Origin of the sequence: Duganella rivi, assembly GCF_009857435.1 — a bacterium.
GTDB classification, from domain to species: domain Bacteria; phylum Pseudomonadota; class Gammaproteobacteria; order Burkholderiales; family Burkholderiaceae_D; genus Rugamonas; species Rugamonas rivi.
In genome coordinates, this window is the sequence record NZ_WWCK01000001.1 from 493,633 (window position 1) to 516,396 (window position 22,764).

The window sequence follows — 22,764 nt, forward strand, 5'->3', positions numbered from 1 at the left end:
GCTCCTGATTAGAAATATTGGTGCTGCAATAAGCAATTATAGATTAAGCAATGACAGATTTGACTTTCGCCACCACGTTTTCTACCGTGAAGCCGAAGTGCTTGAACAGCACGCCTGCCGGAGCCGACTCACCGAAGGTATCGATGCCGACAACAGCGCCTTCCAGACCGACGTATTTGTACCAGAAATCGGTCACGCCGGCTTCGATTGCCACACGTGGCACGCCTTTGGTCAACACGCTGGCCTTGTAAGCGGCGTCTTGACGGTCAAATACATCAGTCGACGGCATCGACACCACGCGCGCGACGATGCCTTCCGCAGCCAGCGCCGAGGCGGCAGCTTGCGCCAGTTCGATTTCCGAACCGGTGGCGATCAGGGTCACTTTGGCGTCGGCGGCTTCGCGCAGCACGTAGCCGCCGCGGGCGATGTCGGCGATTTGCGCGTCGGTACGCTCCTGGTACGGCAGATTCTGGCGCGAGAAGATCAGGGTCGACGGGCCATCCTTGCGCTTGACTGCCGCGCCCCATGCCACCATCGATTCGGTGGTGTCGCATGGACGCCAGTTGTCCAGATTCGGGATCAGGCGCAGCGACGATACGTGCTCGACCGACTGGTGGGTCGGGCCGTCTTCGCCCAGGCCGATCGAGTCGTGGGTGAACACGAACAGCGAACGCTGTTTCATCAGTGCCGCCATGCGCAGCGCGTTGCGGCTGTAGTCGGCGAAGGTCAGGAAGGTGGCGCCGAACGGGATGTAGCCGCCGTGCAGGGCCACGCCGTTCATGATCGCCGACATGCCGAACTCGCGCACGCCGTAGTTGATGTGGTTGCCCGGCTGGCCCGAACGCACTGGCACGATTTCTTTCCAGTTGGTCAGGTTGGAACCGGTCAGGTCGGCCGAGCCGCCCAGGAATTCCGGCAGCACTGGCGCCAGCGCCTGGATCGCGTTCTGGCTAGCCTTGCGGGTGGCGATGTTTTCTTTCTTCTCGACGGTCGAGGCAATGCCGGCGGCCAGCGCTGCCTCGAAGGAGCCCGGCAGTTCGCCAGCCATGCGGCGGGTCAGTTCAGCAGCTTCCGCCGGGAACTTGGCCGTGTATTCCGCGAACTTGGCGTTCCAGTCGGCTTCCAGCTTGGCGCCGTTGGCTTTGCCGTCCCATGCGGCGTAGATGTCGGCAGGGATTTCGAACGGCGCGGCGCTCCAGCCGATGTACTCGCGGACGGCAGCCACTTCCTTGTCGCCCAGTGCGGCGCCGTGCACCTTGTCGCCGCCTTGCAGGTTAGGCGAACCTTTGCCGATGATGGTTTTGCAGCAGATCAGGGTCGGCTTGTCGGCGGCCTTGGCGGCAGCGATGGCGGCGGCAACCGCAGCCACGTCGTGGCCGTCCACCGCGCGGATCACGTTCCAGCCGTAGGCTTCGAAACGGGCCGGGGTGTCGTCGGTGAACCAGCCTTCCACCTTGCCGTCGATCGAGATGCCGTTATCGTCGTACAGCGCGATCAGTTTTTTCAGGCCCAGCGTGCCGGCCAGCGCGCAGGCTTCGTGCGAGATGCCTTCCATCAGGCAGCCGTCGCCGACGAAGGCGTAGGTGTAGTGATCGACCACGTCCAGGCCCGGCTTGTTGAATTCGCTTGCCAGCAGCCATTCAGCCAGCGCCATGCCGACCGCGTTGGCGATACCCTGGCCCAGCGGGCCGGTGGTGGTTTCCACGCCCGGGGTGTAGCCGACTTCCGGGTGGCCCGGGGTCTTCGAGTGCATCTGGCGGAAGGCCTTGATGTCGTCCATGCTCACGTCGTAGCCGCTCAGGTGCAGCAGCGCGTAGTGCAGCATCGAGCCGTGGCCGTTCGACAGCAGGAAGCGGTCGCGGTTCACCCATTTCGGGTTGGCCGGGTTGTGGCTGTAATGGCCGGACCACAGGGCGACGGCGATTTCAGCCATGCCCATCGGCATACCTGGGTGGCCGGAATTGGCCTTCTGGACGGCGTCCATTGCCAGCGCGCGGATCGCGTTAGCCATTTGGGTGGTTGGGAGCGTAGAAGTCATCGTTGATATCACGAAAGTATGGAAACTGGGAGCCGGGGCGCGGTCACCTCACGCGCACGACGCTGGCTGAGCCCATTATTTTACCAGACCATGACAGCCACCATTTAAAATTGCACTTCTACTTTCCCCGGATACCACGTTATGCCCCGCTTCTTTTGCCCCCAGCCGCTGGCCATCGGCCAGATCGTCGCCCTGCCCGAGGCGGTTGCCCACCATGTCCAAGTGCTGCGGCTGGCGCAGGGCGAACTGATCACCTTGTTTAATGGCGAAGGCGGCGAGTACACGGCCAGCCTGGTGGAGCTTGCGCGCCGCAGCGCCAGCGCCGAGATCAAGGTCCACACCGCGCGCGAGATCGAGCTGCCGTTTGCCGTGACTTTGGCGCAAGCGCTGCCAGAGGGCACGAAAATGGATTGGATTATCGAAAAAGCCATCGAACTGGGCGTGTCCGGCTTCCAGCCGCTGGCGGCGCAGCGCTGCGTGGTCAAGCTGTCGGCCGAGCGCGCCGAGAAAAAACTCGAGCACTGGCGCGGCATCATCGTCTCGGCCAGCGAGCAAAGCGGCCGCAACCGGCTAGCCCAGCTGGCGCCGCCGCAAGACTATAAAAACTGGATTACCCAGCAAGATCTGCATCGCCGCATCATCCTGACGCCGCGCGCCGGGCAATCGCTGGCCGAGTGGGCGCGCCACCAGGCGCCGCAGGCAGTCACGCTGGTGGTCGGCCCCGAAGGCGGTCTCAGCGAACAGGAAGAAGACCTGGCGCTGCGCCACGGCGCCCTGCCCCTGGCCATGGGCCCGCGCATCCTGCGCACCGAAACGGCGGCGCTGGCGGCGGTGTCGATATTAAGTGCAGCCTGGGGCGGCCTCTGATATAGCGCGCCCCAAATAAAAAAATCCCGCCCAGGCCTTGCGGCCCGGCGGGATTTTTTATGCGCGTCTGAAGCTTAGAACTTCAGGTTGGCGCCCACGGTGATCAGACGACCAACTGCGTCGTAGGTCTGTGGGAAGGTATTGCCGCTGTTGACCGCGGTGGTGGAGATGGTGCTACCCACGATAGGCGGTTTCTTGTTCGCTGCGTTGTTGATGCTGATGTTGAAACGCAGGTTCTTCGAGTAGTTGTACACGCCCGACAGGTCGACGTAGTTGAACGCCTTGATGTGCGAGTAAGCAGGCAGGAAGGTGCCAGCCAGCGGCTCGACATCGATAGCGCTGGTGTAACGCCAGTTGTAGCCCAGGGCGAAGTCGCCAACGTTCCAGGTGGTGCGCTGGTTGAACTTGTTCTTGAACACAGGTGCGTTAGCTACGTTGCCGCAAGCGGTCGAGTAGTAGCCCAGGCAGTCGCGGTTGATCGACACCGAGGTGCCCTGGAAGTCGAAGCTCTGCACGTGGGTGAAGTTCAGGCCCAGGTCGAAGCTGCCGAATTTCGGATCCAGGCCAATGTTCTTGGCTGGCAGCTTGTAGTTCACGGTCAGGTCGAAACCAGTGGTTTTCTGGTTGCCGGCGTTCGACAGCGGGGTCTGTACACCTTTTGCATCCACACCGTTGAAGGTACCGTTGGCTGGGTTACGGCCAATCATGCCGCAGTACGCGTTCAGGGTGTAGCTTGGGTTCAGGTTGTAGCAGCCATCCAGCACGTCGGTGGTCGACAGGCTCGAAATCGCTTCTTTAATCTTGATCTGGTAGTAGTCCAGCGAGATTGCCAGCTTAGGCAGCGGTTCCCACACGAAGCCCAGGGTTTTGGTCTTCGCGACTTCAGGGCCCAGGTTAGGGTTACCGCCGCTCAGGTTGTTGATCTGGCCAGCCGATGGTGCGGACAGCGAACCGATTTCGGTTTGCGGCACACCGGTCAGACGGCACAGGTTCGACAGGGTGCCGGCGGTATTCGCCTGCGCCTGGTTGATGCGGGTGCCCTGGCATGGGTCAACCGCCAGGTTCGACAGGCCGGTCACTTGTGGCGCGAACAGTTCGTTCACGTTAGGTGCGCGGGTTGCCTTCTGAACCATACCGCGGAAGCGGATCGACTTGACTGGTTCCCAGTCGGCGCCCAGTTTCCAGCTGTTGTAGCTCTGGTCGTCCTTGTTGCCCGATTTGAACTGGGTTTCGCGGTAGCCGACGTCAGCATTCAACGAACGGACGAATGGCTTGTCCTTGATCAGCGGGATCGACGATTCGATCGCCAGTTCGCGCAGGCGGAAGGTGCCCGAACGGTCTGGGGTTGGCGCGCCGGTGCCCAGCACTTCGCCGCTGATTTGCGACGCTGCGTCGGACTGGGTGCCAGCGGCAACTTTACGCTGTTCGGCGGTCACTGCGACGTTGATTGGGGTGTTGGCCCATGGGCTGACGAACTTCTCGCCCAGGTCGCCCTGGGTCGAGAACGAACCCACGTCCTGTTGCACGGTTTGCAGCAACAGAGCCGACGAGTTGATGAAGGCCAGCTGGTCGGCGGTGATCGAGCCGGCGGCGCCGAACACGTTCAGCGGTACGCAGTTGTTGGCGGTGTTCACGCAAGCGGTTTTGCTGACAGCGTTCAGTGCCTGCTGCACTTTCGACATCGAACCCCAGTTCTGGCGGGTTTGCAGTTGGTCCGCTTTACCGCGGGTCCAGTTAGCATCGTAGGTCCAGTCCAGGAAGAAGTCGCCCTTCACGCCGATGGTGTACTGCAGGGTCTTGTTGTCGAAGTTGTTGTAACGCGGGCCCAGCTCGACGAAGCGGCGGCCGATGGTCATCGGTACGATGGTGGTGTTGCCGACCACGCAGTTGGCCGAAGCGATGCCGCGGCGTTCGCAGATCTGCTGACGGGCTGCGTCAGGGATGTACGGGTTGCCGATAGGCACTTGGAACACGTTCAGGAAGGTGCCCGACTCAGCCAGGGTCGACGCCACTTTGCTGTTGGTGTAGAAGATGTTGGTGTAGACATCTGCTTTGTCGTTGATCTTGTAGTTACCCAGCGCGGTAGCCTGGGTACGATCCAGACCGGTCTGGTAGTAGTTCAGCGGGTTGGTGTTGTAGTTCACCACAGGCTGGATCAGCTTGCCGCTGGCCGGGTCGATCTGCCAGTTGCCCGACAGGGCGGTGGTGCCGCCGGTGCCTTGGGTGATCGAGAACACGCCAGGGATGGCGGTGCCGGAACCGGAGATGCCGCCGGTGGTCGAGCTCAGCGAGGTCACGCCGTAAGGACGCGAACCCTGGGTCACTGGATCAGCCGTGGTTTTGCCCAGGCTCACGACCACGTTGCCGCGGCCGTCATCGAGGTTGGCGCCGATGGTCAGGTCGGTGCGCTTGCGCTTGGCGTCGTGGTATTCGGTGGTGCCACCATAGTTGGTGCCGATTTCGATACCGCTGAAGTTACGCTTCAGCTTGAAGTCGACCACACCGGCCACAGCGTCGGCGCCGTAGGCAACCGATGCACCACCGGTCAGCACGTCAACGCGGTTCAGCAGGGCGACAGGAACGGAGTTGGTGTCGACGGTGCCGTTCAGGTTGAACGGTACAAAACGACGGCCGTCGATCAGCACCAGGGTACGGTTGGCACCCAGGCCGCGCAGGTCGACGGTGGCGGCGCCAGCGGTACCATTGTTGGTGCCAGGACCGATCGATGGCACGGCCGCTGGCAGCGCCTTGACGAATTCTTCAACAGCGACAGGCTGGGACGACTTGATCTCTTCGGCGGTGATCGAGGAAATCGGGCTGGTCGAGGTCGTGCCTGGAGCGGTAATGCGGGTACCGGTCACCTGCACCGATTCGATTTTTTGCGGTGCGGCTTCCTGTGCAATAGCGTTGTGCATCATTGCGGTCATGCCCACCAGCATCGAGCCGGCGAACACGGTGCGCAAGGTACGCGACATCATCTTCTCTTGAATCATTGTAAAACTCCCATTATTGAACTCCCTTCGCAGAGAGAAACCTAACCATGCACACGCGGACTTTTATTTAAAAAATCCGGCATATTTAATGGCCAGCCTGAAGGATTCTTTTAACCTGTGATTGATATTAGCCTTGGGACCGAATGGCCCCTGGGGGATTATCAGGGTGCTGAATCTCGCTTATTAACACCTGGCAAAATCGTGATTTGCAGGCGCATTGCATGAAACCATTGGCTTGCTAAAACTGTCAACCGCGATGACGAAACGTTTCATGAAAACAACGAAAGCAATACCTGTCGCAATGCAAGTACATTCACGCAGAGTTTTCTGCTGCAACGCACTAATTTTCATTATTTATCTACCAATACCAAAGATAACCACAGTTTTATTCATGAAAAACCTTGTAAAAATGAATTAAATACTGCAAAAACAGGATAATTATTGTATTTGTATCGCCATGCCGGAGTTGACTAGAGCGCAATATTTGTGCGGTGCAGCATTGAAAGTGTGTCATTATGGGCACAAAAGCACTGTTGCCAGCCCGACTCCGCCCGAAAACACCATTACAACGGAAGTTTCCAAAAGGAACCATTGTTGTTTTCACGCAACGCACGTTTTCAGTGCAACGGCGGCTAATTTGGTGCATATGCTTATGCGGTTTTCATTTTATAAATGAGATTCTCGTTTTATTTAACGACTATTTAAATCTGAATTAAATAAGCCGTACCGGCTTCCGGTATAAACGCCACTGGCGCCGATATTCGCCGGCCGCGGTTAGACCGGAACCGGCCGCAAAGGGTAAAATAGCGCCTGCGGCCGCTTCCCGGGGGATGGCCGCATCGCTCTCCGCTAGCTACGGAGCCCTGTCACCTGCTGGAAACCCACCATGTTGAGACTGAACGAACTCAAGCTTCCGCTCGATCACGCGGAAGCCGACCTGCCGGCCGCCATCATTGCGCGCCTCGGCATCCAGGCCGACGAACTGCTCGGCTTTACGATTTACAAGCGCAGCTACGACGCGCGCAAGAAAAGCGCCATCGTCCTGATCTACTCGATCGATATCGAGCTCAAGAACGAAACCGCGGTGCTCAAGCAGCACCACCACGACCTCCACATCATGCCGTCGCCGGACACCAGCTATAAGTTCGTGGCCGACGGCGCCGCGATTGCCGCCCGCGCCGATTTCCAGCGCCCGGTGGTGATCGGCATCGGCCCGTGCGGCCTGCTGGCGGCGCTGATCCTGGCGCAGATGGGCTTGCGCCCGATCATCGTCGAGCGCGGCAAGATCGTGCGCGAGCGCACCGTCGACACCTTTGGCTTCTGGCGCCAGCGCAAGCTCAACCCGGAATCGAACGTGCAGTTCGGCGAGGGCGGCGCCGGCACCTTCTCCGACGGCAAGCTGTACAGCCAGATCAAGGATCCAAAGCACTACGGCCGCAAGGTGCTGACCGAGTTCGTCAAGGCTGGCGCGCCGGAAGAAATCATCTACGTGAGCAAGCCGCACATCGGCACTTTCCGCCTGGTGAAGATGGTGGAATCGATGCGCGAAACCATTGAAGCGCTGGGCGGCGAGTACCGCTTCGAGAGCAAGGTCACCGACATCGATATCGAAGAAAGCGCCGACGGCCGCCAGGTGCGCGGCATCATGCTGGAAAGCGGCGAGAAGATCGTCACCAACCACGTGATCCTGGCCATCGGCCACAGCGCGCGCGACACCTTCCAGATGCTGTACGACCGCGGCGTCTACATCGAAGCCAAGCCGTTCTCAATCGGCTTCCGCGTCGAGCACCCGCAATCGCTGATCGATACCTGCCGCTTCGGCCCCAACGCCGGCCACCCGATCCTGGGCGCGGCCGACTACAAGCTGGTGCACCATGCGTCCAACGGCCGCGCCGTGTACAGCTTCTGCATGTGCCCGGGCGGCACGGTGGTGGCGGCGGCATCGGAGCCGGGCCGCGTGGTCACCAACGGCATGAGCCAGTACTCGCGCAACGAGCGCAACGCCAACAGCGCGATCGTGGTCAGCATTTCGCCGGAAGTTGATTATCCCGGCCACCCGCTGGCCGGCGTGGCGTTCCAGCGCGACCTCGAAGAGAAAGCCTTCCACCTCGGCGGCGGCACCTACAATGCGCCGGGCCAGTTGATGGGCGACTTCGTGGCGGGCAAGGCGTCGACCGACTTTGGCGCCGTGGTGCCGTCGTACAAACCGGGCATCACCCTGACCGACCTGGCGCAGATCCTGCCGGAGTTTGCCGTGACTGCCTTGCGCGAAGCCTTACCGGCGTTCGACAAGCAGCTCAAAGGCTACTTCAAGCACGATGCGGTGCTGACCGGGCTGGAGACGCGCACCTCGTCGCCGATCCGCATCAAGCGCCGCGACGATACGCTGCAAAGCCTGAACACCAAGGGCCTGTTCCCGGCCGGCGAAGGCGCCGGCTACGCGGGCGGCATCTTGTCGGCCGGCGTCGACGGCATCAAGGTGGCGGAAGCGGTCGCGCTGTCGCTGGCCGCAGAACAAGCTTAAACCTAAGCTTCAACCCAAGCCTAAGCCTTGGCATCCCTTACCGGCAGCCGCAGCTTGATGCGGCAGCCGGCATCCGGCGCGGTGGCCGCCACCGCGACCTGCCCGCCCATCTGGTGCACAATCGTGTAGACGATGTGCATGCCCAATCCCGAACCGCCCTGCCCGCGCTTGGTGGTGAAGAACGGCTCGAACAGGCGTTCGCGCACTTCCGCCGTCAAGCCGACGCCGTCATCGGCAAACTCCAGCAACAGCCAGTAGGCGCCGCCCTCCAGCGCCATGCGCGCGGCCAGCGATACCTTGCCGGGGCCGCCGTTGGGATAGCCATGCTTGGCCGCGTTCATCAGCAAGTTCGACAGCACTTGCGACCAGCGCCCGGCATCGAGCCGCGTGCGCAAGTCGGCGGCAATGTCGACTTCGACGCTGATGCCGACCTTGCGCAGCTCCGGCCCATGCGCCGACACCACGCTCAGCGCATGCTCGCGCAAGGCCACTTCCGTCACATGCTCGCTGCCCTGATCCACCGCCAGCTGCTTGAAGTTGCCGATCAGGTCGGCCGCGCGCGCCAGGTTGCGCTCGATCAGCTGCGCGCCTTCGCGCAGGCGCTGCGCCGTGGCCTGTAGCTCGGAGCGGCTGACGCGCTCGCCGGCCACGCACTTGAGCATGTCCTCGGCATAGCTGACCATGGTGGACGCGGCCGTTACCGCCACGCCGATCGGCGTGTTGACCTCGTGCGCCACGCCCGCCACCAGCGCGCCCAGTGCCACCATTTTTTCCTGCTCCACCAGCGTTGCCTGGGCCACCAGCAAGGCCTCGGTGCGGCGCACCACCTTGGCTTCCAGCTGCTGCTCGCGGTCTTGATGCTGCAACTCGGCCGAGCAGCGCGCGGCAAAAATCGACAGCAGCGACAAGGCCAGCAAACGCTTGTCTTCGGAGATCGGCTTGGTGTCAATGGCCGACAGGATGCCCAGCGGCTGGCCCTCGATATCGAGCATGGGGATGCCGATGTAGCTGTCGGCACCCATATCGACCAGCAAGGTGTCCAGCGGGTAGTCGGCCTGGATGCCGCTGGCGTGGAAGCACATGCATTGTTCGGTGACGTCCTGGCACGGCGTGTTGCGCAGGCTGTAGTCCATATTCGGCAGGTAGTCCTGCCCGCCCCACACGGCCAGCGTGCGGATGCCCTCGTCGCCGTCGTCCATGGTGATGCAGCGGCCGGCAATCACGTAGGTGACGTCGAGCGCCCGGGCCAAATCATGCACCAGGATGCGCATGAACTCCTCGCCGCGCGCGCGGGCGGTCGAGGCCGTGATCGAGCGCAGCGCGGCCTCGGCCAGTGTTCGCCCATCGGCCGCGTCGAACAGCGGCACCGCCTGCTTCTCCTCGCTCATGGTTCGGCTCCAGCTCGCTAAGACATCGCAATTGTATCGTTATTTGTCTACGTAAACATGGTTGTATGTTTTACGACTGCCTAGCATGTTCCAGCCATAAGTACGCAAAAGTTTTGTATTTTTGTGTAAAAAACTCGTTATTTTGGCAAAAAACCGCAGGAAGTGTTGTTTATGTCAAAGTTGTTACAGAGCGAGAATTGACCGTGAATCGTGCGGATGGTCTCATGAGCCTGCCATGAATAATTTCATTAATAGAATATTCATGGTGTAAGTTCCAATAATAAAGTAACAAGAAACGCCCCCCAAGGAGTTAATCAATGATGATGGAAACTGTTTTGTCGCGTTCGCTGCGCGTGATGTTTGCAGGCGGCGCCGCACTGATGCTGGCACAACCGGCATTCGCCCAAGATGCGCCTATCCAGCGCGTTGAAATTACCGGTTCGGCAATCAAGCGTATCGACGCTGAGACCGCCGTTCCAGTCACCGTGGTGAAAATGGCTGACCTGAAAAAGGAAGGCATTACCACGGTTGAGCAAGTACTGGCTAACCTGAGCGTCTCGCAGTCGTCGCAAGGCACCAGCCAGGTGGTCGGTTCCGGCACCGGCGGCGCTTCGTTCGCCGACCTGCGCGGCATCGGCGCCAACAAGACCCTGATCCTGCTGAACGGCCGCCGCCTCGCGAACAACGCCCTCGACAGCTCGGCACCTGACCTGAACATGATCCCGTTTGCCGCGCTGGAGCGCGTTGAAGTGCTGCGTGACGGCGCTTCCTCGCTGTACGGCTCGGATGCGGTGGGTGGCGTGATCAACTTCATCACCAAGAAAGACTACACGGGCGGCACCGTCACCGTGGGCGCAGACAGCCCGCAAGGCGACGGCGGCTTCTCCAAGAACGCCAACATCGGCTTCGGCTACGGCGATCTGGACAAGGATGGCTTCAACATCTTCGCCATGTTCGACCACCAGTCGCAGCAGCGCATCGGCGGCACCCAGCGCGACTTCAACACCCGCTACCCGGGCGGCCTGTCGGGTTCGACCAGCCCAGCCAACTACTACCAGGAAGTCTCGGCCAACCCGGCCGGCCCTGGCTGCACCACCGGCGACAAGCTGGTGCCTGCCGGCGACGGCTCGTGCCTGATGACCACCTCCAGCTTCGTTGACTACATCCCTAAGAGCAAGCGCAATACCGGCCTGATCAAGGGTACCTTCAAGCTCAACGAAAACCACGAACTGGGCGTGGAATACCTGTCGACCGAAAGCAAGATCCAGAGCGGCATCGCGCCGGTGCCATACGGCGGCCTGTACATCAACCGCCTGCGTCCTGACGGTTCGCTGAATCCTTACTTCCCAGGTAATGGCTCGATCCCTGCCGCGGTCACGCTCGATCCAAACTACATGGACATCGGCGGCGCCAACACCCCAGGCGTACAACCGGGCTTCGTGCACGCCAAGTGGCGCGACATGCCGAACGGCTCGCGCGCTGACGAAAACATCAACCGCCAGGAACGCCTGGTGGTGGAACTGAAAGGCACGCTGGCAGGCTGGGACTACCAGACCGCCCTGACCTACAACCAGAACAAGCTGAAAGAAAACCTGTACGGCTACTCCGATGGCGACATGATCACCAAAGGCGTACTGGACGGCGTGATCAACGTCTTCGGCGCACAAGACGCCGCCGGCACCGCGCTGCTGAACAACGCTGCCCTGAACGGCAACATCATGAACGCTGTCGGCCGCACCAAGGGCGCAGACTTCAAGATGAGCCGCGAAGTCGGCGACTGGCTGAACACCGGCCACCAGGCTGCACTGGCAGTTGGCGCGCAATACGAACACCAGGAATTCCGCAGCGCGGCCAACACCGAATACGCTGCCAAGGTGATCGCTTCGACCGGTATCGATCCAAACACCCTGAACGAAGGCACCCGCAACGTCTCGGCCTTCTTCTCGGAACTGAACCTGCCGCTGCTGAAGAACCTCGATGTGACCGCCGCCGTACGTTACGACAAGTACAGCGACTTCGGCCACACCGCCAATCCGAAGTTCGGCTTCACCTACCGTCCAGTGAACTCGCTGCTGCTGCGCGGTTCGTACTCGAAGGGCTTCCGCGCGCCTTCGCTGTATGAGCTGAACATGTCGGAAGCGTACACCAACTCCGGCAACACCCTGAACGATCCGGTCAACTGCCCAGGCGGTACGCCGATTCCAGGCAAGTCGGCTGCGGCTAACTGCAAACAGCAGTTCCAGGTGCTGAACGGCGGTAACGTCAACCTGCAACCAGAACGTTCGAAGAACGGTAGCCTGGGCATCGTGTGGGAACCGATCAACAACCTGTCGGTGACCGCTGACTGGTGGTCGATCCGCCTGACCCAGCAGATCTCGACCCTGCAGGACTTCGACATCCTGACCGATCCGACCACCTTCGCGTCGTACTACCACCGTAACCCGTCGGGCGATCTGGCTACCGATGGTTCGCAGTGCCCTAACCCGGTCACCTGCGGCTACATCGATACCCGCTACCAAAATCTGGGCGACCTGAACACCAACGGTGTCGACCTGTCGGCCAGCTACAAGCTGCGTACCAAGGACTATGGCACCTTCACCTTCGCCGACAACGCGACCTGGGTGCACAAGTACGAGTACCAGAACTTCATCGGCGACGAGATGCACCAGAACGTCGGCGCTTTCTCGGGTAACTCGGTGATCTTCCGCTGGCAGAACACCCTGAACCTGGGCTGGAGCAAGGGCGACTACGCTGCTGGCCTGACCGGTCACTACAAGTCGGGCTATGCTGACCAGGACGTGGAAGATCATCCAGGCCACCGCGTTGCTTCGTACACCACCTGGGATAGCTACGCTTCGTGGCAAGCGCTCAAGGGTCTGACCCTGACCGCCGGCGTGCGCAATATGTTCGACCGCGTACCACCGCTGTCGTACCAGAGCGCCGTGTTCCAGGCTGGCTACGATCCACGCTACACCGATCCAACCGGCCGCACCGCCTACGTGCGTGCAACCTACAACTTCTAAGTTGTTATGAAAATCCCGGCCTCGGCCGGGATTTTTTTTACAACCATCCTGCTTTTTTAAAGCGCCTGTGCAGATACAGGCACACGCCGACCATGACGGCAATCGCCATCGGATAGCCAAACTTCCAGTCCAGCTCCGGCATGTATTTGAAATTCATGCCCCACAAGCCGGCAAACGCGGTGACGATCGCAAAGATCGCGGCCCAAGCGGCCAGCCGCTTATTCACTTCGCTTTCCTCGATTGCCACCATCGACAGATTGACCTGCATCGCCGTCGCGATCGTGTCGCGGATGCCGTCCAGCGAGGCGCTGATGCGGTGCAGGTGATCGTGCACATCGCGGAAGTATTCCTGCGTCTCCTGGCACATCGACGGCACGCGCCCGCCGTGCAAGCGCCCCACCGCTTCCATCAGCGGCGCCACCACGTGGCGCACCACCGTGACCTTGCCCTTCAACTCGTACAGGCGCTGGATATTGTCGCGCTGCTGGCCCTGCGTAAAAATCATCTCCTCGATTTTTTCCAGTTCCGTCTCCAGCATATCGAGCACCGGGAAGTAGCGGTCCACCACCGCGTCCATCAGCGCGTACAGCACAAAGGCCGGGCCAAGGCGCAGCATGTGCGGCTCGCGCTCGGCACGCGCGCGCACGCCGAGGAAGCCTTGCTGGCTGTGGCCGTCGCGCGAGGACAGCACATAATTCTGGCCGACGAAAATATCGACCTCGCCCACCGCCACCTCGCCGTCGCGGCACTCGATGGTCTTCACCACCACGAACAGCGAGTCGCCGTACTCTTCGATCTTCGGGCGCTGGTGGCCGCGGCTCGCATCTTCGACCGCCAGCTCGTGCAGGCCGAATTCTTCCTTCATCTCGGCCAGCTCTTCGGGCTGGGCGTCACGCAACGCCACCCACACGAAGGTCTCCGGTTTCTCAACATAATCGCTGATATCTTCGACGGGGATGTCGGCCAGCTTCTTGCCATCCTGGTAGGCCACACAATTAATCAGCATACGCATTCCATAAAAAAGAAAAGCCCTTGGCTTCGTCAGCCAAGAGCTTACCTCAAACCAATGCCAAGCTAGATTACGCTACGGTTAAATAGCGCGCGGCCGGTTTGGTATTCGACAGCTTGTCCGCCATCGCGTGGCGCGCTTCTTCCATGCGGTTGAAGTCGTCCAGTTCCGGCAGCGGCGGCACCGTCACCAGTTCGCGCTGATCGAAGCCTGCCAGCGCGGCATCGACCAAATCTTCCGCCGTCATTACCCACGATGGCGGCAAATTCTCGACAGCGTGGCCGGCGCGATCCCAGAACTGGGTGGCGGTGGCGCCCGGCAGCACGGCTTGCACTTGCACGCCCTTGTCGCCCAGCTCATGGTGCAGCGATTGGGTCAGCGCCAGCACGAAGGCTTTGCTGCCGCCGTACACGCCATTCAGCAGTTCCGGCTTCAGCGCTACGATCGACGAGATGTTGATGATGGCGCCGCCGCCGCGCGCCACCAGGCCCGGCGCCACGGCGCGGGTCAAGCGGGTCAGCGCCGTGACGTTGACGTTGATCAGCGCATCGAGTTCTTCCGGCGTCGAATCGACCAGCGATTTGACGGCGCCGAGGCCGGCGTTATTGACCAGCATGCTGATGCTGGTATCGCTGGCAAGGCGCTCCTCGACGCGGCGCAAGTCGGCCGTCAACGCCAGGTCGGCGGCGATGGTATCCACCTTGCGTCCGGTGGAAGCCTCCAATCGGGCCGCCAGCGCCGACAGCTTGGCGCCGTCGCGGCCGGTCAAAATCAGGTTGTAGCCACGGCGGGCCAGACGGTCGGCGTAGACGGCGCCTATGCCAGAGGAAGCGCCGGTAATCAATGCGGTGGTAGTCATGCTGCTGTCCTTTCGTTGAGTTGACAGGAGCAGTGTAGCGGCGCAAACTAAGGCCCATGTGACATAGATACCTCTTTTTAGGCCATCATGAAAAAAACCATCGGTTTGCTGCTATTTCCCGGCTTTCAGATCGTCGACCTGGCGGCGGTGACCGTGTTCGAAGTCGCCAATGCCATGCCGGGCGGGCCCTACTATGAGACGCAAATGTTGTCCGAGCACGGCGGCGCGGTGCTCAGTTCAGCCGGCGTGCCGGTGGTCACGCAGCGCTTTGACGCGCCCGGTTTCGATACCGTCATGGTCGCGGGCGCCATGGAAGTGATGCCGTCAACGCCGGGCTTCGTGGCGTTCTTGCGCGATGCCAGCCTGGCCTCGCGGCGCACCGCCAGCATTTGCACCGGCGCGTTTCAGTTGGCCGAAGCCGGCCTGCTGCAAGGGCGCCGCGTTACCACGCACTGGGCGCTGGCGCGCGAACTGCAACGCCAGCATCCACACACCCGGGTCGAGGAAGACCGCATCTTTATCGAGGATGACCACGTGTGGAGTTCAGCCGGCATGACAGCGTGCATCGACCTGGCGCTGGCCTTGGTGGAAGCCGATTATGGCGTCGAGCTGGCGCGCGCGGTGGCGCGCAAGATGGTGGTGTATCACCGGCGCACCGGCGGGCAGTCGCAGTTTTCCGCGCTGCTGGAACTGGAGCCAAAATCGGATCGCATCCAGACCGCGCTGACCTACGCCAAGCGCAACCTGCGCAAAGCCTTGTCGGTGGATGAACTGGCCGATGCGGCCAACCTGAGCCGCCGCCAATTCACGCGTTCGTTCCGATTGGAGACCGGGCAATCGCCGGCCAAGGCGGTGGAAACCCTGCGCGTGGAAGCCGCGCGCACCATGATAGAAGAAGGCAACCACGCCATCGACGTGGTTGCCCGGGAAGTGGGATTCGACGATCCCGAACGCATGAGGAGAGCATTCATTCGCGCTTACGGGGTACCGCCGCAGGCGGTAAAGCGCGCAGCGCGGACGTCAGCGGCCTAAGCGGGAATCGTTCAACCCGCACTGCGGCGCACAGGGGTCTGACCCCGTACGGGGTCAGACCCCGACCTTTTGGGTGACGTTAACGCTCAATCATCCTTCGCGCCGTCGATGCCGAGCTCGGCGATCTTGCGGGTGATGGTGTTGCGGCCGATCCCCAAGCGTACTGCCGCGTCGTTCTTGCGGCCGTGCGTGTGCTTGAGCGCGGTGCGGATCAGCGCCGATTCAAACTGCCGTCCCAGTACCGCCATCACTTCCTGCTGGCCACCAACCAGCATGCTGGCCGCCTGCGACTCCAGCAGCGACAGCCACGCATCCGGCGAACCCGGCGCCGCGCCGGCTTCCGCCACCGCCGTCACCGTGCCGTGATGCTGCTGCGCGCTGTAGTTCTCCACCGGCACCGCCGACGACGGCGCACCCGCAACCGCCGCAGCACTGCCCTGCTCCTGCGACAGCTCCAGCGGCAAATCCTTGATCTCCACCGTCTGTCCCGGCGCCATCACCGTGATCCAGTTGCACAGGTTTTCCAGCTGGCGCACGTTGCCCGGCAACTCAAGGCTGCACAGGAACTGCAAGGCCGCATCGCTCATGCGCTTGGCTTCCACGCCGAGCTGCTTGGCGCTCTGCACCAGGAAGTGACGCACCAAAATAGGGATGTCCTCGCGGCGCTCCCTCAAACTGGGCAGGCGCAGGCGAATCACGTTCAAGCGGTGGAACAAGTCTTCGCGGAACAGGCCGTCGCGCACGCGCTGCTCCAGATTTTGGTGCGTCGCTGTAATCACGCGCACGTTGGCTTTCAATGGCTGGTGGCCGCCGACGCGGTAGAAGTGGCCGTCCGACAGCACGCGCAGCAAGCGCGTCTGCAAATCAAACGGCATGTCGCCGATTTCGTCGAGGAACAGCGTGCCGCCCTCGGCTTGCTCGAAGCGGCCGCGGCGCGTGGTCTGCGCGCCGGTAAAGGCGCCGCGCTCGTGGCCGAACAATTCCGACTCCAGCAAATCTTTCGGAATCGCCGCCGTGTTCAAGGCGATGAACGGCTGCGATGCACGCGGCGAATGCTTGTGCAGCGCGCGCGCCACCAGCTCTTTGCCGGAACCGGATTCGCCGGTAATCAGCACCGTCACATTCGATTGCGACAGGCGGCCGATGGCGCGGAAGACTTCCTGCATGGCCGGCGCCTGGCCGAGGATCTCCGGCGTTTCAGCCGGGCCCGATTCCACGCTGGTTTCGCGCAAGCTCTCGTCGAGCGCGCGGCGGATCAGCTCGACGGCCTTGTCGATATCGAACGGCTTGGCCAGGTATTCAAACGCGCCGCCCTGGAATGCCGCCACGGCCGAATCCAGATCGGAGAACGCGGTAATGATGATGACCGGCAGGCCGGGGAAGCGCGACTTCACCAGCTGCAGCAAGTCGAGGCCGGAATCGCCCGGCATGCGGATGTCGGACACCAGCACTTGCGGCGTCTCGAACTCCAGCGCGGCGATGGCGTCGCGCGCATTGGCAAAACTCTTGGTCGCCAGATTTTCCCTGGCTAATGCTTTTTCCAGTACCCAGCGGATCGATTCGTCGTCGTCAACTATCCAGATTGGCTTCATGTGTTTATGTGTATTCCGCGATGGATCTGTCTATCAAGGGACTCGGTCCGAACCACTCACCACGGCTTATGGCAACGGCAGCAGAATTCGGAAATCCGTAAATCCAGGCCGGCTCTCGCATTCGATCACGCCCATGTGCTGCTGCACGAAGGTCTGTGCCAAGGTTAACCCCAGGCCGCTGCCGCCTTCCCTGCCCGATACCAATGGGTAGAAGATGCGGTCGCGGATCTGGGGTGCGATACCCGGTCCATTGTCGATGATATGCAAGTCTAATGCCAGCCCGTAGCGAACCTTGGCCAGCGTGACCTGGCGCGCCACGCGCGTCTTCAAAACAATCTGCGCTTCGCCCGCTTCGATCTGCGCCGACAAGGCTTGCGCAGCGTTGTGCGCGATGTTGAGCACGGTCTGGATCAGTTGCTCCTTATCGCCGCGGAACTCGGGAATCGAGGCATCGTAATCGCGCAGGATGGTCAGGCCGGACGGGAACTCCGCCAGCATCAGGCTGCGCACGCGCTCCAGTACTTCGTGGATGTTGACGTCGCCGACGATGTGCGGCCGGCGGTGCGGCGCCAGCAGGCGATCGACCAGCGTCTGCAAGCGGTCGGCTTCCTTGATGATGACCTGCGTGTACTCGCGCAGCTGCACCGCGTGCAGCGCCGGCAGTTCCATCTCCAGCAGCTGCGCGGCGCCGCGGATGCCGCCCAGCGGGTTCTTAATTTCGTGCGCGAGGTTGCGAATCAGCTCCTTGTTGACCTGGCTTTGATCGAGGATGCGCTCCTCGCGATCCAGCTTGAGGTGCTGCTGATTTTCGCGCAGCTCGATCAGCACGCTGCAAGGCGGGTCTTCCAGCGCCGAGACAATGCTGTGCACGTGCAGCGGATCGCGGCCGGCGCGCTCCAGCGTCAAGTCCTGGCGCAGGTCGGAGAATTTGTGTTCGCGCGCTTGCGCGCAGATGTTGTCCAGCTCGTCGGTGTTGAGGAACTGCGCGCTCAGCGTTTGGCGCGACAGTGCCTTGAGCGAGCTCTCCAGCAGATTTTCGGCCGCCGCGTTGGCGTAGAAGATGCGGTCGTCGCAGTCCAGCACCACCACGGCGGAGGCCAGCAGCTCCAGCCCGGCCAGCGCTGGCGGGCGGCTGATGGCGGCGGCCGCGCGGGCCGCAATATTACTAACAAGGCTCATCGGATATTCGCGATCTCACGTTTCAAGGCATCGACATTTTTTTCCGAGCGGCTGATGCTGTCGCGCATGGCGGCCACCCGTTCCTGGTACTTGGCGTAGTTGCGTTCGTCGCCGCGCCGTTCCGGCTCGCCGCCGTTGAACTCGCGCCGCAACTCGGCCAGCTTCTGCATTTCGTTCTTCAACTCGTCTTCGAGTATGCCGCGGCGGTCGGCGTCGCGCGCGCGCTGCTCGGCGCTGTCAACGCGCGGGAACTCGCCGGGTACCGCCACCGGCTGGGCGTTGCGCGGCGATGGCGCTACGCGCCGCAGCGGCGCCGGCACCGTCATTCCGGGCAAATCCATCAGCTTGCAGTAGCTGCCGCGGTTGATGTCGGTGAACTCGACACTGCCGCCGGGCGGCTGGCACTTGTAAATCTGCCCATGCGCTGCGCCGGAGACTGCTAGCGCCAGCATGGCACTCAATTTGAAACTCGTTGTCATTCGTAATCCGTGGGTGGAGGCATCCATCCCGAATATACAACATCCAATAAAAAACGCGGGGAAAGCATGGCCTGCCCCGCGTTTCTTTGCTACCTCACCAGTGGGTGATTACAGCGAGTAGTACATGTCGAACTCAGCAGGGTGAGTGGTCATGCGCATACGTTGTACGTCTTGCATCTTCAGTTCGATGTAGGCATCGATCATCGAATCGGTGAACACGCCGCCGCGGGTCAGGAACTCGCGGTCTTTGTTCAGGTTGTCCAGAGCTTCTTCCAGCGATGCGCAGACGGTTGGGATCAGTGCATCTTCTTCCGGCGGCAGGTGGTACAGATCTTTCGATGCTGCTTCGCCTGGGTGGATCTTGTTCTGGATACCGTCCAGACCAGCCATCAGCAGTGCTGCGAAGCACAGGTAGACGTTGGCCAGTGGGTCTGGGAAGCGGGTTTCAATACGGCGGCCTTTTGGATTGGCCACGTGTGGAATACGGATCGAAGCCGAACGGTTTTTCGCCGAGTACGCCAGTTTCACTGGCGCTTCAAAGCCTGGCACCAGGCGCTTGTACGAGTTGGTGCCTGGGTTGGTGATCGCGTTCAGTGCTTTAGCGTGCTTGATGATGCCGCCGATGTAGTACAGCGCGGTTTCAGACAGGCCAGCATAGCCGTCGCCTGCGAACAGGTTGGTGCCGTCTTTCCAGATCGACTGGTGCACGTGCATGCCCGAACCGTTGTCGCCAACGATAGGTTTCGGCATGAAGGTGGCGGTTTTGCCGTAGCTGTGGGCCACGTTCCAGACCACGTATTTCAGGTTCTGGGTCCAGTCGGCGCGCTCAACCAGGGTCGAGAACTTGGTGCCGATTTCGTTCTGGCCAGCGCCAGCCACTTCGTGGTGGTGCACTTCAACCGGGATGCCCAGCGATTCCAGGATCAGGCACATTTCCGAACGCATGTCCTGGAAGCTGTCGACTGGTGGCACTGGGAAGTAGCCGCCCTTCACGGTTGGACGGTGGCCGCTGTTGCCGCCTTCGATTTCTTTGTCGGTCGACCACGAAGCTTCGTCCGAGTCCACTTTCACGAAGCAGCCCGACATGTCGATCTTCCAGCGTACGCTGTCGAAGATGAAGAATTCTGGTTCTGGGCCGAAGTAGGCGGTGTCGCCGATGCCCGACGATTTCAGGTAGGCTTCAGCGCGCTTGGCGATGGAGCGTGGATCGCGGTCGTAGCCCTTGCCGTCAGCAGGTTCGATCACGTCGCACTGCATGAACAGGGTGGTCTCTTCCATGAACGGGTCGATGCGCGCGGTGTTTGGATCCGGCAGCAGAATCATGTCCGATGCTTCAATACCTTTCCAGCCGGCGATCGAGGAACCGTCGAATGCGTGACCCGATTCGAACTTGTCGATGTCGAAAGCCGACACAGGCACGGTCACGTGCTGTTCTTTACCACGGGTATCAGCGAAACGGAAATCAACGAATTTAACTTCGTTTTCCTGGACCATTTTCAGAACTTCTGCGGCTGTAATTGCCATGCGTATCTCCTAAAGGGAATATGTGGAACTCGTGAGGCCTAAATAAGCAGTATCCGTGCCAGCCCAAAATGCAGTTACAGCAGATCAATTACGCACCATGGCGGTGCAATCATCACATTTTGCACCTTATGAGTGCGTTGTGGAATATTTTCTGAAAAGCGCATGGTTTTGGTGCATCGGGGTCGCGGGCTTACGCGGACGCCATATAATAAACTCAAACTTATAACTGGAACACCTTATGAGCAAAATAGATGAGATTCTGGCGTTGGCGCGCAGCCGCCGCAAAGACTGGGCCTATGAAGGCGCAGTGACGCCCGCTGAAGCCTACGAGTTATTGAGTCTGGAAAACGCCGTCAAGCTGGTCGACGTGCGTACGAATGCCGAGCGCGACTGGGTGGGACGGGTGGCGATTCCCGAGGCCCAACATGGTGCGGTGCAGTGGAATGTGTATCCTGGCGGCGTCAATAATCATGCATTTATCGAGCAATTGAACTCGGTAGCAAGAAAGGATCAAGTGATTTTGTTCCTGTGCCGCTCCGGCGTGCGCTCGCGTGGTGCAGCCACCCTGGCGAGCGAACACGGCTACCAGCATTGCTTCGACATCCTGGAAGGCTTTGAAGGCGACAAGGACGAGCGCGGCCACCGCAAGAACATCAACGGCTGGTGCCACGCGGGTTTGCCCTGGATCGGCGCTTAACCCACAGCCACCTCGGCCCGCGACCGCCGCCCACTGTAGGGTCTGACCCCGTACGGGGTCAGACCCTGCGTCGCTTTGGGGTCAAACCGGCACAGCGGCGGGCGCGGCCTCGCCCATCAGGAACTGGATACGCTTGCGCACGAACTGGATGTGGCTGCGCAAGCCGTACAAGCCATCGGCAAACGACAGCGGAATCGAGACCTGGTTGACCAAGTCCTCGATCTCGGTCAGCCGCTTGAGCTGTTCCTCGTACACCTGCATGCGCGTCGCTTCCGGCGCTTCCTCCACCTTCTGCTCCACCGCCCGCAGCTGGCCGTACCAGCGGTACACGCGCGAACGGATGCGCCACACGTACAGCGGCGGAATCACTTTCGACAGCGGCAGGATCAGTGCGCCCAGCGCCACCACCAGCACCCACATGCGGTCGAAGAAATTCGCCAGCCAGAAGGTCATGTAGCGTTGCAGGAATGGCGGGCCGCTCTTGTAGAACTTGGCCGCTTCGGGATCGACTGGAATCTCGGTGTACTTGGCCGATGGGAACTGGCCCTGCTGCTGGAACCAGCCCGCGCCGCTATGAATTCCGGCCGCCGCCTGCACGAACAAGTCCACCAGCGCCGAATGCAAATCCTCGCGTGCCACCAGCGTGGCGGTTGGCGCGATCAGGTTGTAGTCTTCGGCCGGCAGGTTGCGGCCGAGATCGACAATCCCTTGCGGCAGCATCACGTGGGTCAGGAACGGCAGCTTGCGCGAGTAGGCTTCGGCCTGATTGAAGTCGAACAGCTTGATGCCCGGTGTTTGCAGCAGCATCTGGATCAGCGGTGCCTCCGGGGCCGAGGTGAATACGAGGCCGTCGATGCGGCCTTCCAGCAGCTCCACCGTGGCCGGGGTATTGGCCAGCGAGAAGCGCTCAACCTCGCCCTTCTCTACGCCGTTCAGTTCAAGGATTTGGCGGAACAGGCGTGGCGAGCCGGCGCCCTTCGGGCCGTAGTTGATTTTCTTGCCGCGCAGGTCGGTCAGCTTGGTGATGGGCGGCTTGCCTTTCTCTTCGCGCAGGAACAGCCATAGCGGCTCGACGAACAGGCTGCCCAGCGAGGACAGGCCTTCGCGCTCGGCTGCTTCTTCGTTGGTGGAGCCGCTTTGGACGAAGGCGATGTCAACCTTGCCTTCTTTCAGGTTGCGCAGGTTTTCGCTGGAACCGGCCGACGGCACCATGGTGACCTTGACGCCGTGCTTGGCGAGGGCCGCCGCGTACTTCTTGCCGAATTCTTCGTAGGCCGAGTTTTCCTGGCCGGTGCCGAGGCGCACCGTGCGCGGCGGGGCGGGGTCAACCAGCCAGTAAGCGAGCAGGCAGACGCCGACGATCAGCAGCACCGTCGGCGCAGCGGCAACGATCAGGTCGCGCAGCGAGAATTGCGTGAACTTGAGAATCTTGGACATGTGATGGCGCATAGGTTTCATGGGCTCACACATTGCCAAGAATTCAGCAACTATGCAAGCGTGCAGGCGCAACCCTAAGCCAAAAAGGGTCTGACCCCGTACGGGGTCAGACCCTCCTATGCG

15 protein-coding genes are annotated in these 22,764 nt (G+C 61.2%); 5 read left to right on the forward strand and 10 right to left on the reverse strand.

What is annotated here, in order from left to right:
• Positions 1-43: 43 nt before the first annotated feature.
• Positions 44-2,038, reverse strand: coding sequence for a transketolase (gene tkt / locus GTP45_RS02300; RefSeq protein ID WP_161012251.1), 1,995 nt, complete (start codon positions 2,036-2,038; stop codon positions 44-46).
• Positions 2,039-2,179: 141 nt separating this feature from the next.
• Between tkt and GTP45_RS02305 the strand changes: the two genes are divergently transcribed.
• Entirely contained in the window at positions 2,180-2,905 is a 726-nt protein-coding gene (locus GTP45_RS02305) for a 16S rRNA (uracil(1498)-N(3))-methyltransferase (protein WP_161012252.1), read from the forward strand.
• Positions 2,906-2,979: 74 nt separating this feature from the next.
• Here the strand turns inward: GTP45_RS02305 and GTP45_RS02310 are convergent, their stop codons facing one another.
• Complete coding sequence (locus tag GTP45_RS02310) at positions 2,980-5,898, reverse strand: TonB-dependent receptor domain-containing protein (RefSeq protein WP_161012253.1); 2,919 nt, start codon at positions 5,896-5,898, stop codon at positions 2,980-2,982.
• Positions 5,899-6,784: 886 nt separating this feature from the next.
• Here GTP45_RS02310 and GTP45_RS02315 point away from each other — a divergent pair.
• Positions 6,785-8,422 carry an NAD(P)/FAD-dependent oxidoreductase gene (locus GTP45_RS02315; protein ID WP_161012254.1) on the forward strand — a complete coding sequence of 546 codons (1,638 nt, stop codon included), beginning with the start codon at positions 6,785-6,787 and terminating at the stop codon, positions 8,420-8,422.
• A 20-nt stretch (positions 8,423-8,442) separates the two neighbouring features.
• Here GTP45_RS02315 and GTP45_RS02320 read toward each other — a convergent pair whose 3' ends face one another.
• Positions 8,443-9,810 carry a sensor histidine kinase gene (locus GTP45_RS02320; RefSeq protein WP_161012255.1) on the reverse strand — a complete coding sequence of 456 codons (1,368 nt, stop codon included), beginning with the start codon at positions 9,808-9,810 and terminating at the stop codon, positions 8,443-8,445.
• A 317-nt stretch (positions 9,811-10,127) separates the two neighbouring features.
• Here GTP45_RS02320 and GTP45_RS02325 point away from each other — a divergent pair, with 317 nt between their 5' ends.
• Positions 10,128-12,833 (forward strand): TonB-dependent receptor, encoded by a 2,706-nt coding sequence (locus GTP45_RS02325; protein WP_161012256.1) that lies wholly within the window; start codon positions 10,128-10,130, stop codon positions 12,831-12,833.
• 37 nt (positions 12,834-12,870) lie between these two features.
• Here the strand turns inward: GTP45_RS02325 and corA are convergent, their stop codons facing one another.
• Together corA and GTP45_RS02335 are read right to left on the reverse strand one after the other, a co-directional pair.
• Entirely contained in the window at positions 12,871-13,839 is a 969-nt protein-coding gene (gene corA / locus GTP45_RS02330) for a magnesium/cobalt transporter CorA (protein ID WP_161012257.1), read from the reverse strand.
• Between the two features lie 73 nt (positions 13,840-13,912).
• On the reverse strand, positions 13,913-14,701 hold the full coding sequence (locus GTP45_RS02335; protein ID WP_161012258.1) for an SDR family NAD(P)-dependent oxidoreductase: 789 nt from the start codon (positions 14,699-14,701) through the stop codon (positions 13,913-13,915).
• Positions 14,702-14,788: 87 nt separating this feature from the next.
• Between GTP45_RS02335 and GTP45_RS02340 the strand changes: the two genes are divergently transcribed.
• Complete coding sequence (locus tag GTP45_RS02340) at positions 14,789-15,733, forward strand: GlxA family transcriptional regulator (RefSeq protein ID WP_161012259.1); 945 nt, start codon at positions 14,789-14,791, stop codon at positions 15,731-15,733.
• Between the two features lie 86 nt (positions 15,734-15,819).
• Here GTP45_RS02340 and ntrC read toward each other — a convergent pair whose 3' ends face one another.
• The 4 genes from ntrC to glnA form a co-directional block, all read right to left on the reverse strand.
• Positions 15,820-17,325: a nitrogen regulation protein NR(I) gene (ntrC, locus tag GTP45_RS02345; protein WP_161012260.1), complete on the reverse strand. Its 1,506-nt coding sequence runs from the start codon at positions 17,323-17,325 to the stop codon at positions 15,820-15,822.
• Between the two features lie 66 nt (positions 17,326-17,391).
• Positions 17,392-18,504, reverse strand: a complete 1,113-nt coding sequence (gene glnL / locus GTP45_RS02350) for a nitrogen regulation protein NR(II) (RefSeq protein WP_161012261.1) — start codon at positions 18,502-18,504, stop codon at positions 17,392-17,394.
• Positions 18,501-18,956 carry a DUF4124 domain-containing protein gene (locus GTP45_RS02355; protein WP_229258305.1) on the reverse strand — a complete coding sequence of 152 codons (456 nt, stop codon included), beginning with the start codon at positions 18,954-18,956 and terminating at the stop codon, positions 18,501-18,503. The genes glnL and GTP45_RS02355 overlap by 4 nt, the downstream gene beginning before the upstream one ends.
• 135 nt (positions 18,957-19,091) lie before the next feature.
• On the reverse strand, positions 19,092-20,507 hold the full coding sequence (gene glnA, locus GTP45_RS02360; RefSeq protein WP_161012263.1) for a type I glutamate--ammonia ligase: 1,416 nt from the start codon (positions 20,505-20,507) through the stop codon (positions 19,092-19,094).
• A gap of 238 nt (positions 20,508-20,745) precedes the next feature.
• Between glnA and GTP45_RS02365 the strand changes: the two genes are divergently transcribed.
• Positions 20,746-21,204: a rhodanese-like domain-containing protein gene (locus tag GTP45_RS02365; protein WP_161012264.1), complete on the forward strand. Its 459-nt coding sequence runs from the start codon at positions 20,746-20,748 to the stop codon at positions 21,202-21,204.
• Positions 21,205-21,285: 81 nt separating this feature from the next.
• On the opposite strand, the gene GTP45_RS02370 is transcribed toward GTP45_RS02365, so the two are convergent.
• Positions 21,286-22,641, reverse strand: coding sequence for a TAXI family TRAP transporter solute-binding subunit (locus tag GTP45_RS02370; RefSeq protein ID WP_161012265.1), 1,356 nt, complete (start codon positions 22,639-22,641; stop codon positions 21,286-21,288).
• Positions 22,642-22,764 lie beyond the last annotated feature (123 nt).